General features: G+C 44.9%; 11 protein-coding genes. 3 read left to right on the forward strand and 8 right to left on the reverse strand.

What is annotated here, in order from left to right; all coding sequences use genetic code 11:
* Positions 1-85 precede the first annotated feature (85 nt).
* From ACJJIO_RS04980 to ACJJIO_RS05000, 5 genes are all read right to left on the reverse strand, one after another.
* The gene (locus ACJJIO_RS04980) at positions 86-1,156 is read right to left on the reverse strand and encodes a sulfite exporter TauE/SafE family protein (protein WP_444900038.1); all 1,071 of its coding nucleotides are present in this window, start codon (positions 1,154-1,156) and stop codon (positions 86-88) included.
* A gap of 151 nt (positions 1,157-1,307) precedes the next feature.
* Entirely contained in the window at positions 1,308-2,015 is a 708-nt protein-coding gene (locus ACJJIO_RS04985; protein ID WP_444900037.1) for a SapC family protein, read from the reverse strand.
* A 414-nt stretch (positions 2,016-2,429) separates the two neighbouring features.
* Complete coding sequence (locus ACJJIO_RS04990; protein WP_444900036.1) at positions 2,430-3,812, reverse strand: S41 family peptidase; 1,383 nt, start codon at positions 3,810-3,812, stop codon at positions 2,430-2,432.
* Positions 3,813-3,938: 126 nt separating this feature from the next.
* Positions 3,939-4,805: an alpha/beta fold hydrolase gene (locus ACJJIO_RS04995; RefSeq protein WP_444910313.1), complete on the reverse strand. Its 867-nt coding sequence runs from the start codon at positions 4,803-4,805 to the stop codon at positions 3,939-3,941.
* Positions 4,805-5,986, reverse strand: a complete 1,182-nt coding sequence (locus ACJJIO_RS05000; protein WP_444886992.1) for an MFS transporter — start codon at positions 5,984-5,986, stop codon at positions 4,805-4,807. The genes ACJJIO_RS04995 and ACJJIO_RS05000 overlap by 1 nt, the downstream gene beginning before the upstream one ends.
* Positions 5,987-6,392: 406 nt before the next feature.
* Between ACJJIO_RS05000 and ACJJIO_RS05005 the strand changes: the two genes are divergently transcribed.
* Entirely contained in the window at positions 6,393-7,412 is a 1,020-nt protein-coding gene (locus ACJJIO_RS05005) for a Vgb family protein (protein WP_444900033.1), read from the forward strand.
* Positions 7,413-8,401: 989 nt separating this feature from the next.
* Here ACJJIO_RS05005 and ACJJIO_RS05010 read toward each other — a convergent pair.
* Positions 8,402-9,151: a zinc metalloprotease gene (locus ACJJIO_RS05010; RefSeq protein ID WP_252083044.1), complete on the reverse strand. Its 750-nt coding sequence runs from the start codon at positions 9,149-9,151 to the stop codon at positions 8,402-8,404.
* A gap of 28 nt (positions 9,152-9,179) precedes the next feature.
* Between ACJJIO_RS05010 and ACJJIO_RS05015 the strand changes: the two genes are divergently transcribed.
* A complete protein-coding gene (locus tag ACJJIO_RS05015; protein WP_252083045.1) occupies positions 9,180-9,326 on the forward strand; it encodes a hypothetical protein in 147 nt (48 codons plus the stop codon).
* 454 nt (positions 9,327-9,780) lie between these two features.
* Positions 9,781-10,344, forward strand: a complete 564-nt coding sequence (locus ACJJIO_RS05020) for an MAPEG family protein (protein WP_444900032.1) — start codon at positions 9,781-9,783, stop codon at positions 10,342-10,344.
* A 495-nt stretch (positions 10,345-10,839) separates the two neighbouring features.
* Here ACJJIO_RS05020 and ACJJIO_RS05025 read toward each other — a convergent pair whose 3' ends face one another.
* Positions 10,840-11,496: a hypothetical protein gene (locus ACJJIO_RS05025; RefSeq protein ID WP_444900030.1), complete on the reverse strand. Its 657-nt coding sequence runs from the start codon at positions 11,494-11,496 to the stop codon at positions 10,840-10,842.
* A gap of 855 nt (positions 11,497-12,351) precedes the next feature.
* Positions 12,352-13,014 carry a hypothetical protein gene (locus ACJJIO_RS05030; protein WP_507014949.1) on the reverse strand — a complete coding sequence of 221 codons (663 nt, stop codon included), beginning with the start codon at positions 13,012-13,014 and terminating at the stop codon, positions 12,352-12,354.
* Positions 13,015-13,136: the final 122 nt, after the last annotated feature.

Consider the following 13,136-nt stretch of genomic DNA (forward strand, 5'->3'; position numbering starts at 1 on the left):
CCAGCTACAGCTGATATTTTTTATCGCAAAACATCTAGTCTTTGCCGCCGGCACGCAGTCGCGCGCCAGCATTCGCCAAGTACCCTTATTTAACCCCCGGTATCAAACTCTCCTCTACGGCAACTGCCTTAGCCTCTGAACCAGATCCTATTACTGTGGCCGTTCCACGGTTGAACGCTCGGCGCAACCCCAATACCCGCAGCCACTCGAATCCCAGTAAGCACAGCAATAACGCCAATAGCACTAGAGGTCCTCCCAGGCCGCTTAGGGCTTGCCGTTCCGACGCACAGGTCCACACAAGCTGTACAACACACAGTAGAGCCACAATTAGCAGGGTAGGTTTGCGCCCCAGCAAGCTCACAACAAAAACACCAAGGGGCGCCCCCAAGGCCACCACCGGCGCCGCTGCCAGCCAGTTACCAAAAACCCCTGGCTGCCAGTCGCCGGCCAGCGACTTCACCAGCACACCGAGTACAGAGCAGAAGGCCATAATCACTACCGAGGTGGGAATCGCTACCTTCAGGTCCACACGGCTCAGCAGCACCAAAGCCGCGTACACCAGCATATCCACACCAACCCCGGTTACCGAGACCACACAGAAGCCTGCAAAAGCCCCAAGCAGAAGACCTACACGAAAATCCGTTGGGCACTGCGGATCACCCTTGTGCTCACAGTCGGTGATCTCGGCGAGCCGATACAAATGAAATATCCCAAAGCTACCCCAAAGCACCGCGAAAGAGAGCTTCACCCACAGCTCAGAAATCATCGGCGCAAACAGCAATATGCCCGCGGGGATGGCCAATAAAGAACCGAGTAAGGCGCCGCGCAGCATCGACCAGGCTAACGGCTGCTGCCGACAAAGAATAAACAGGCTGGCACTAACCATACCGATCGACTGCACCGCAAAACTGAAGTCGCGGCCGAGACTGGCAGGCATATCAAATAAGAGCACCAACACGGGGAAGCCCACCGTGCCTCCGCCCATGGGCGTGGAACCGGCGGCATAGCTGCCGAGCGCCATTGCAAGCGCCATAGACCAATGCTCCAGTGCCAGGGCCAAGTTATCGCCCTGCATAACGAGAAACAGCCAGGCTCCGTAAAATAACGCCAACCAGGCAAACCAGTAGCGGAGAGAGAGCCGCGCTAGGTATTTCATTTTATTATTCGCGAACTTAAACGTCAGAGGGGCTAATAGTGGTACGAGTGCAAGGCGGGATCAAGGAGGGATAATGACTGCTGATAACTACATCTCGTAATACTGATACGCGCAGGCAGCCCGGCAACTGCAATTGCCGGGCCATACAGGATTAGTTCAGGCGCTTCTTGCGAATCAGATTCTGAACCTGCATGGAGGACATCATGGAAGCGTAGATCGCCGGCAGAGCGCCACGCTTGCGCAGTTCCAGGAAGTCTTCATCGGACAGCTTGTTCAGCTTCTCTTCGTCAATCACGTAAAAACCAGTCAGATCGTAGGGCTTATCTTCTTCGGTAATACGCAGAGTCAGCTTCTTCTGGGTCAGCAGGTCTTTGGATACCAGGAATTCGATAAACGACTCGGTAACAGATACGCGCTGGGCAGTTTCTACCACCGCCTGAGCGCGGTTTTTCAGGTAGTCAGTCTGCTCGCCCTCACCGTCAAACAGAGCCTCACCTGCGGACTCACTCAACATACTGGAGTCTTCATCGATACACAGTACCGCCTGATCAGTGTTCTCTGGGTTCTTCACCAGCACGAATGGGTAGGTGCGAACCTGCAGAGGAATGTAGCTGCCATTCCAGCCCTCAGCGCCAGAGAACAGGTTTTCACCGGGACGCAGGCCTGTAAGGGCAACCACTTTAAACTGCTCAGCATTCTGGTCTTTTACGAACAGGATCGGATAGCTCTGGGCCGCCTGAACAATTTCCTGAACCACCAGCGGCAAAATATGATTGCTGCTCACATGGTCAAAAGTGATGTCCTGGGTGAGTTTCAGGTTGGCGTGTGCCTTTTTATCCAAAGCTTTGATCTGTGCCATAAGTACAACTCCTAGCTACTTTTATAGTTACTTAATTTTCAGAGATACCCTAACGTACCACTTAATTGGCTTATAAACGATGACAAGCGCTTTCCTGTAGTCGCCGGAAACCAAAGTCAGCATTAAACAGGTAAGCGGGCCAACAGGCAAACAAAGCCTGCTGTAAATGCCAAAAACCAAATTTAGTGGATTATAAGGAAGACTTTCAAGCAGGCCGCAACAACTTGTTTGAAAGAAAGTCATTGCGGAGATACGAAAGGACCCAGTGACGCGATTAGATAAATATTGCAACCCCACTGACGAATAACTTCCAGGCACGCTAATGATAAGGTGCTACCAAGTTATATAAGCATAGGCCGACAACTTGTTATTAATTTCCCATATCACAAGTTGCCGACAGGACTGCAGCTCTACCTACAGGTTTAACTTAGCTTTCAGCTCACTGACCGCTCTAGTGAGTACAATATCCGTACCGCTACGGACATCATTCACTGTACGCTCAACTAAAATATCCGGTTTAACTCCATAGCCAACAAATTCACGCCCATCTGGATAGGTATCCCGCTTGGTACAAACCCTAAAAGAACCACCTCCAGGAAGATCGAAAAATATTGGCTGACCAGTGCTACCATTTGTTGGCTCACCAACAATGGTAAAGTGCTCAAGTGGGTCAGCATAAATCAAGAAGTCTTCCGCTGCCGATGCCGTATTTCTTCCAATTAGCACATAAGTAGGCACTATGTGATTATTATCCAATTTAGCCTTAAGCTTTTCTGAAGGGTCCCCACCGACTTCCCAAGCATTCCCCTCCCCATAAGGGCGATATTTTTCCATCTCCTCAAACTGGTCAGCGAAAGCACCCCAAGCTTTATAGGCTGCGATATGCTTGGGAGTCTTCCAGACAGAACCTGGTAAATCTCGGTCAGCCAGATAAGAGATAATCTCTCCTGCGTGACTGGTATTGCCGCCACCATTAAAGCGTAAATCTATTATCAACCCTTTTGATTTGGCAATATCTTCATAATGAGATTTAAACTGCTCAACAACCGCCTGTTTCCCAAAAGTATTTAAAGCTACATAGGCTATATCATCATCAAGCCACTTAAGCTCAAATGGCTCACCATTCGACTGAGGTTGTGCAATAGAGGTGTAATCAATCTTCCTCCCACGCGCATCCCGCTCAACCTGTACTTTCTTAATTTCACCTTTAGGGGTTTCTATAGTGAGCTCAACTTTGGAACCCGGAACGCCGTCCAACAGATCTCGCACAGCTATACCCCATAAAACGTGTTTGGTAGAGCTGGCGATATAAGGCATCACCTGTTCCTTCATGTATTTCTGCACACCCTGGCCATCTACAGTAACAATGGTTGACCCCAAAGGAATTTCAGGTGCTAAGCTCCTCTCCACCCCGATTATCACCGGCTGTTGATCAGCTTCCTTTAGGCGAATAGCCGGCCATCCGACATACTTAGCAGGCATATCTTTGGGGAAATAAACATTGGTGTGACCATCCTCAAGCAATGCGTTAAAGCGACTTAACTCACGATAGTATTCATAGCTGTTTTCTGTAGCTAAAACTCGAGGAATAAATTCGCGATACTTCGCATCAAAGTCAAGATCTGGAACCTGATCGAAGAAAGCAAAATTGTAACTGACCTCTTTCCAAAACAAAGAAAGACCGTATAACTTTTCTTCATCAGATAAGTTATCGGGCACTACATCAATGCTATCTGCATAGGTAGTGCTCGCTGAGGCCGCCACAATAGAAAATGCTAGAATTATTTTTTTTAACATAATATACGTCCTAAAACCAAGGTGCCTCATGCTACAGATTTAAATGAGGTAGATAGCTCAGCTCACCTTAAAAAAAGAACATTTCATCGTGAAAAGTAGATAGCCTAAAGCGTAGCTTCTTTACTTTCATTCTTGTGGATAAGCCTTTAACGTGAGTGCCAAAATCTCTTTCACCACCATTTCTGGCTCATCATTTTGAGGATAGTGATAGCTCTTCTCAGTCAAAACAACCCGCCCCTGTGGAAATGCATGGGCCCAATTTGAATGTAACTCCCCCCATCTATCCCGGGCCTCATCAGTAAAGAAAAGAAGAGGAGGATTGTCATACTTTTTAATTGAAGCAATTACTGTGACGGGTATATCTGGGATTTGAGGATAGTCAGGTAAAGGGCGTTTAGACCAAAAATCCAGGTACTGATTCGACATGCCGTTCTTCATATCATCCAGTTTTACCTGAGCAATTTGCTCTTCGGCCAATTCCAAATTCAGAGATCGCATAATATCCACATCATGCTCAGAAGAAGGCTCTATCAGCATCAACGCTGCCATTCTTTCAGGGTACTGTGCGGCAAACGTTCGGGCTACATGAGCGCCATAGGAGTGCGCAATATAAGTAATTTTCTCTTTAACCCCCAAAGCCTCCAATAAGGCCTTGGCCCCTTGAGCATAATCCTCAGAGCTAAAATGTTTCTTGATGGCTGTAGAATTACCATTGCCAACACGCGAGTAACGTATAACTCGTGCATGCTCTGCTAACCTATCATAGATTGGATTCCAGTCAGACATGCCAGCCGAGCCCCCCGCTTCTAAAAACAGGATAGCCTTACCAGATCCTTTGATCTCATATTCAATACGGTACTCACCCACAGGAATCTGTTCCGGCGACGCAAAAGCATATAGCGGAAGTGCAAGCACTATGAGTAGGAGGATTTGATGCATATACAACCCATAATAACGATCAAAGAATCCAAACTTAAAAAATAATAGAGCCACTATGTGGCAGCAACACCCTGCCCTAAGCGCGCTTCATTGCCTGGTCCGGGGTGTTCCGGTACCAGCTGAGCCAATCCCAAAGAAACCAAAGCCATCAAAGATCCAGCAAAGAAAACCATCGCTGGAGAGGTGAGCCATAGCAAACCAAACAAAACGGGGATAATAACCGCCGCGATATGATTAATGGTAAAGCTGACACCTGCAGAGGCTGCGATGTCACGTTCATCCACGATCTTTTGGAAATAGGTCTTGATGGCAATGGCCATAGAGAAAAACAGATGATCGATAATATAAAGCGCAGCTGCCATCATCGCGCTCTCCACCAATGCATAACCAGCAAAGACTAGTGCTAAACCAATATATTCCAGAGTGAGGATTCGGCGCTCACCAAAGCGAACAATAAACTGGCCAATTTTCGGGGCAATATATAAATTCAACAGGTGGTTTACGGTATAAAGTGCAGCAACTTCTCCTACGCTATAACCAAACTTCTCAACCATCAAAAAACCAGCAAAAACAATAAAGATCTGCCGACGTGCACCGCTCATCATTGTCAGAGCGTAGTAAAGCCAATAACGTTTGCGTACAACCAACTGCTTTCTCTGGCTATGGGGCTGGGGAAATTGAGGAAAAAGTATCCAGGCCACCAGGGCAATAATAACTGTGCTCCCTCCTCCAATCAGGTAAACCCAGGAATAGTCCAACCCGCCAAAATCCATCAAGCCCCAAACTAGCCCATAGGCCAATAATGCGGCAAAAGAGCCAGCTGCAGCCATTCGACCCATCCAGATTGCCGAAGTCTTCTTTGGAAACCACTGCAAAGCCAGAGAGGTTTGCAGGGTTTCATAGAAGTGAAAACCGATCGACATCAATAATGTCGTGAGTAATAAACCTGTGAGAGATGGAAAAAAACCGGTCAGCATCACACCAATCCCGGTTGCTACAAGTGAGAGAAGCGCCAACCGCTGCTCACGAATAAGCAGCAAAACAAAGATCACTGTAAAGGCAAGGAAACCTGGGATTTCCCGCACACTTTGTAGCAAGCCAATATCAGCCCCAGTAAATGAAGCTTTGGCTATCACAAAGTTATTAAGGAGGGTATTCCAGACAGAAAAAGAAAGTGGCATTGAGGCTGCAAGGATCAACAGCAGAATTTCCGGTCGACGGAGGCGTTGTAACATAGCGGGACTCCTACACTGAGGACAGCAATATACGCTATACAACGCTGGCGTGTAAATTGAGCTTAAGATGACTGCCAATCACCACCAAACCGGCTATTAATTCTGCCTTGTAGTAAAGACAAGGCTCTTCTCATTTAAACCCCACTGGGTCAGTTAGAACTTACACAAATAGAGTTCTGAGACTTCAGTGTCTCTCTCGTAAATATGATCAAGTGCCCCAATGAGATTCTTAATCGCTACATAGCAGTTTGCAATCACTCTTCGGCGAAACATTGACCCTGTAAACCATTTTCAATAAGCATCAATTATCACCTATGCTTTGACCAGGACTCAGATCACCCATTTTCCCATACTACGGCATATACGTATAAATTCTCCTTGACGGCTTAATCACTGGAATTGGCAAATGAACATCTCCCCAAAACTTCCTGCGCTGTCACTAAAACTCACTATCTGCGTCATATATTTCTTATCGACGTCATTAAATACTGCGGCACAAGAAAATAAACTGCCAGACGGACTCAAATTAAACGAATGGAAGGTCCCCTGGCAGGGACTGCCCAGAGACCCCCATGTGGATAACAGGCAGCAAGTTTGGTTCTGTGGACAGGCCGGAAACTACGTCGGTCGATTTTCTCCGTCTGATCAGACGTTTAAAAAATTCGAGGTCCCTGAAGGAACCCACCCTCACAACTTGATAGTAGATAAGCAGGGCATGGTTTGGTATGCGGGCAACCGCAATGCTCATATTGGGCGTATGGATGCAGAGACCGGTAAAATCACTCAATACCCAATGCCTAAAGGTGTAAATGATCCACATACACTGGTATTCAACCGTGAGGGCAATATTTGGTTTACAGCCCAACAGAGCAATCGCATAGGCATTTTGGATGTAAATAATGGAGAGGTGAAAGTAGCTACACCACAAACTGCCAACGCACGCCCTTATGGAATCAAGGTAGACTCCCAAGATCGCCCCTGGGTTGCTTTATTTGGTACAAATAAACTAGCTTGGGTAGACCCTAAAACCATGGTGGTAAACGAAATCTCAATTCCCCGACCAAACGCTCGGCCTCGCAGGCTGGAAATCGATACATCTAACAATATCTGGTATGTGGACTATCCAGAGGGCTATCTTGGCAGATATACGCCCAGTACAAAAGAATTCAAAGAGTGGAAGCTCCCCACTGAAAACCCTCGCCCTTACGGAACCGCAATGGATAACAAAGGCCGGCTATGGGTAGCAGACACCGGTGATATTCCTAACATCATCTTTGCTTTTGATACAGAAGCACAAAAGTTTGTCAGTCAAACGACTGTACCCAGCGGAGGCAACATTCGATATATGTATTTTAACAATAAAGATGGAAGCTTTTGGTTCGGTGTCGATTCTGGATTTCTAGATCAGGGAATACCAAAAAAATGAGTCTTTTAAAAAATTACAGATAAATTTATAAAAGGAACTCCCAGCAGGAAACACCAAGGGCAGCCTGCTAAAACTGGAGTCTATCTAACGACCTCAACACAGTGTTTTAGCCCAAGCGATGCTCACATCCTTCTTTTTTCTCAGAAGGAAGTATACAGATAGTAATAGCCACATGTTCATTTTTATATTCAAGCAAGGGGTTGAACTTGAGGACTACTCAGTTAGCTCCAGCAACCCAATCGAGAATACATTTACAAGGTAGATGTAGATCTTAGCGCAAATATAAATGCAGAAAATTCTGCACGAAGAAAGAAATCAATTAATTGATGAGAGCTCCAGCAATAGAATCCTCTTAAATATTCCCCCCAACAAACGCCTCTCAATATAGGAGCAGGCTTCCGAAACTTATTGAGGGGTTACTTTTCCACGACTTGTAACCTTTAATTTAAAAATCACCAACCATTAGAGAAGATTTCTTTGACTTAATTAGGGTGGCACTAAAAATTTAGTTAAATCTTGATTACACATAAAGTAAGAATGCAGGCACCTACTCTGGCCGAGGCTGCCAATTGATCACAGTGGGATAGGCCTTATTCTCGCACAACCAAATTACTGCTCGAATCCCAGGCCTAAGTCCTGCTTGTGGATCAGTAACCTTTCCCCAGTCACTCTCCAGAAACTCTTTCCCTTGTAAACGGAACTGACCGAGAAGTGCTTTCCAGCTAGGCATCGTCAATTCTAATGATTCTTTGGTGTCGTAATCAGTGGAAATCCATACTTTAATGCTGTTTCCTGTCCGCACTAATTTTGTCACCTCTCCCTGCCAGGAAGTCAGCTGGTTCCTATTACAAGCCACATAGTCTGGCACAGCGAGCCTCTGGGCAGTTACATTAGCCGTATTTATAGATATCAAAGTAAATAGGATAAAAAATCGGATACTTTTCATAATTATCAGTGTATCGGGGGGAATAATCCCCCCGAAAATATTATTATAGACCGCGGTAGGTACTGCTTTGCTCATCTGCGCGAGTAGCCTGCCCCTCTGTGAATTCGTACATACAGCTATCGTCAGTGTAATCCATAAAATTTGTAATCGGATCAAGACCGGCTGCGTTCCGCCCCCTAGTACAGGAATCCCTACCTACTGGACACCCGTAAGCCGGCGACCTCTCGGCAGGAGTATCGGAAACATAATCACCATTTCCACCACAGCCGCCCTGGAAGGTATGATACAAACCTAACCAGTGACCAACCTCATGAGTAAGAGTATCGCCCTCGTTGTAAGGCGCTGCATCGCCACCAGGCACAGAACCGGTTAAAATAACTACCCCGTCATCCAGCGGATCTGAAGAATAGCTGCTTGGGAAAGTTGCCCACCCAAGTAGACCACCGCCGATATCAGCCACATAGATATTCAGGTCTCCCGCATCACCAACACGCAATGAACTTTTCATAGCGCGCTCTGCGGAGGAACCATATCCAACGTTATACCAAGAATTATTAGCCGTTACTGAAGTTGAAACCAGATTAAAGGTAAATGGTGTACTCGCATAAGCATCATTAAGTACTGCCATTTGCGCATTAATTACATTGCTGGGTAGCGACCCATTATTGGCGTTATCAGTAATAACATGGAAATATACATCAATAGTTACAGAACCCGCTGGACGTAGCGTATGAGTTCCACTGCTTATACTACGAGACTGTCCGCGCAGCGCAGTAAAATGCTGCTCTTTCAAAGCAGCCTCCTGAATAGAGGGGTGATTAGTGCCACAACGTTTAAATTTAGCGTTGTCATTAGCACGCTCAAGTGAAGAATCACTTTCAGCAAAACTGATAGCAGGTGATATTAGCAAACACAAAGATAATGCAGTTTTTATTGAAGTTGAAAGATTAGCTTTTCTCATAACCTGAACCTTAATTATTTTATTAAATTGATAACCCCAGACAGCCCGCTCACCTTCCATGCTGAAGACAACTACTGTCAATAGTACCAACTCTCAAAATAGTAATAATGACATTGGTTTCTTTAATGAGGCGGCAAGTTCAACCAAATGGCATAAAAAGAATTAAATTCAAGGACTACTTCAAATGAAGACTCCACACCAGAAACACAATAAAGACAGGAAAAATAGTTTCACAGGTAATCATTTCTGGTGAAAAAATATTAAAAAATGCTTTCCACACCTTAAAAACATTGCCTTACGATGAGTCAATATCCGAAAATTCTTTTTGAAAAATAGTTGTTAGCTACTATAACTTCCCTCCCTTACAGAAATTTCAAACATGACCTAAGCCCCCTGACGCACTCGATACAAGCCAATCAATCTGATAACAACAGAGATTAATAATCTAGGAAAAATAAAGAATGGAACTCGATCAAAAGCAAAGAAAAGCAATAAAATTAGTTACCATCTATCCATTTGCCTTATTCATTATTTCAACCTTTATTAACTTACCCCTTGCGGATATAGGATCGACCAAAGTCAGCCTGCCTTCTGTATCACACTTACACATAATAATTATTTCGGCTCTGATATTGACAGGAAACCACAGCCTGTTAATGACATCGACGGAGATCACTAGAGTGAAATTCAAAATGTACTCCACACCAGAGGAATGGCAAGAAAGCGGCAATAACAGGGAAGTAACATCTGGATTAGCAATTAGTGAGCTTAAGCGAAATCATAATGCACACAGAAACCTAACTGAAAACACTTGCATCTTCACTGTGCTCGCGATTCCTTTTGTATTAATTTCTCCGCCATTAACAGTCACTGCTATCTGGATTATAGGTTTTGCTGTGGGCAGGTTGGGTCATTCAGTCGCCTATCTGGCAGGAAAAACTGGCTTGCGAGGTCTTTTTATGAGCATTAGCCTATTAGCTACGTATGGAATAGCTAGCTATCTTATATACGCTTGGTTTGTTTAGATTTATATTAGATTAAGTAGATGTGTATTTACAGGCTAGGCAAGATTATTCATAGTGGGACCAATAATCTCAGAAAACCAGCTTAAGCTGCTCGATACGATCAGGGATTTTTTTAGACCCTTGAATTGACACAGATTTTCGTAGATAAAATCGCGCCCTTGTCTTTGGAACCCTTAACATTAGCTGGTGCCTCTAAGGGGTACAGGTGCATAAGATTCAGGAAAAACCTGAAGCAATTACCATATGTAACCGACCATAGGGACCATATTCCTAGATGGGCACCTAATTCCTGTGTGAATGCTATATAAACGATAAACATCCACACTCCAACCAACCATTTTCACTTGGGAACTTAATCTTCAGACCTCTAATCTACCCAAAAACTTGGAAAAATATTTTTTATCTAATTTAGACCACAGTAAAACCTTCATAGTATCAGAAAATTGTACTCATCAACCAAGCGCAACTGAGGATAAGGTTAACATCAACCAAGCACTAGTAAACTGACTTCTTTAATCGATAACCAAAGCTATTTTCCCGCCTTGTCCCTGTCAGCTTCCAGTCAGAATAATTAAAGATATGAATCCTACCTTCACCTGTCTTTGTTAAGCCTACCAACTTATCCAGTAACTCCATATATTGAACTACCAATTGAGAGTTCAATATATCACCATCAATTCGCCCTTGCCTTCTTGGAAATAGATCCAAAAAAGCCTGAATATCCGTTAAAACTTCCCACCGAATTTTTGACATACTTAGTGGCCTAACCTGTTCATAGCCACTTTCAGGGTCATCACTTCTAAACCTAGCACTTGGACCGCTAAATAAATTAATAGGCGACCACATAAAGCAATCTCTCAATGACTGCTGGGTTGACAATCCAATTGGGGCAGATCTAGATGCATTGCTTAGTGGTCCTCCTGAGGCCACACAACGCTGCAAAGAATCAACTTTAGATCCATCAAAAGCTGGATTTTTGATTATCATGCGCCCAATATCGAAAAACTCGCCCATTCCTTGTATATCAACAATATGATGCCTACTGAAACCTAGTAAATCTTTATCAAAACGCCCGATCAACTTTTCTGAAACCCCTTCCTTATGGATCTTTGGCCGGGAAGATGGCTTTGACATTTTAGCTCTATTGCTCATGGTAAACTCTATGCAGTTTTTTAATACTAAAATTAAACAATTTAAAACTTTATAAATCAGTAAAAATATATTGTATGTAATGGCATGTACTTCTGTATAAATGAATTAGCTTTAACCAGCAAACCCATCAGAAAGTATTCTGCAATTCTAAGACACTTGAAAAACACAAAGCACTTATTACATTTTTAAAACCCACCAAAATTAGATGACTGGCACGGTACTAATGTATATAAAAATATAAGCGCCAATCAAAGTAATTTATTTAGATGATTGATAAAAAAGATCGCCCTTGATGGAAGAATCATTACTCCTGCCAGCAGTATCTGCATCCATCAATGAGTTTAACTTATTAAGCGATCAGAGCAATTGTGGATATGATAGGCATCGAATCCACTAGAGTTGACTTTTGCGCTCCAGCATTCATTGAAATCATATCCATACTGACAGATCTCATTAAGTCCAATAGTAATGCAATTTACTTTATCCTCTACATTACAGCGGTATTACGGCTGATAGGAATTTATCCTGACCTGTGTAATCGAAGCCACAGTAGGTATTATAGTTTTGCTTGAAACCAAGGCCCTCAGTGAGGGGCACTCTAGGGTGCAGTAGTTACAATTGCAGGTTCTCATGCAGGTTGTCTTCTCTTTTGGCGATCTGGCCTGCTTTGTTGTATTGCTAGCTACGCTTCAGGATGGAGTCTGACTGAGTCGGATCTGATACCGGACTATTGGCCTTGCCCAGTCGCAGTTTTTTACAGACGGCCCTGAAGATCGTAGTCTCTCTGGCTTTCCAGCCCATTGCCGAGCTGACGCTGGCTTTCCCTGCCCTGTTCATCGTGACTGATGCTGGTGATCAGATGATCGGTTTCGCTGCCCAGTGGCCGGCGGGGTTGAAGGCGAAGTCCAGTACTTCACCATCGGGTAATGTTGTGGCAATACGATTACCGACGGCATCGTATTGGTGGCTCAGTTTGTCTTTGCCCTGCCAATCGGCAACAACACGCCCATTGGCATCGCACTCCCAGCGCAGTTTGCGGTGGGTATTTTCCGCCTCAATTAATTGCCCACTGCGGTTGTAGCGGAAGTTGGTAATTCCATCCGGGGTCAATTCTTCTAACAAACGACCGAAGGGGTCGCGCTCGAAGATGGTCTCGATACCCTTACCAGTATCAGTGTCGGTTATGGCTCTGGAGCTGATCAGATGGCCGGCGCGGTTGTAGGCATAGCGGGTCACGCGACCGTCGAAGCCGACTTCTTCAATCAGGCGCTGATTGAGGTCGTATTTAAGCTGGTAGCGCTCACCGTTTTCATTGGTTAGGCCGACTAAATTACGCTCGCCGTCATAGTGGTATTCCAAGCGGCTGCCGTCTGGGTTGGTGCGCGTCTTAACCTGGCTGAGGCCGTCGTAGGCGTAGCTGGTACTGCGACCTTCGGAGTCGGTAACTTCGACCAGTAACCCCTGGGAGTTGTAACTGTATTGGGCGCGAGTACCATCTGGGGTGATTACCGCATGGATGCAATCCTGAGCATCGTATTCTTAGCCAGTGATCAGAAAACTGCTTAAAGGTTAATTAAACGACAATAGTTTACTCTGACCCCATTTATTCTAAATACTGCCCGAATACTGATCATAATAAG

The organism is Microbulbifer mixtoriginis (SeqCode) (assembly GCF_052467235.1).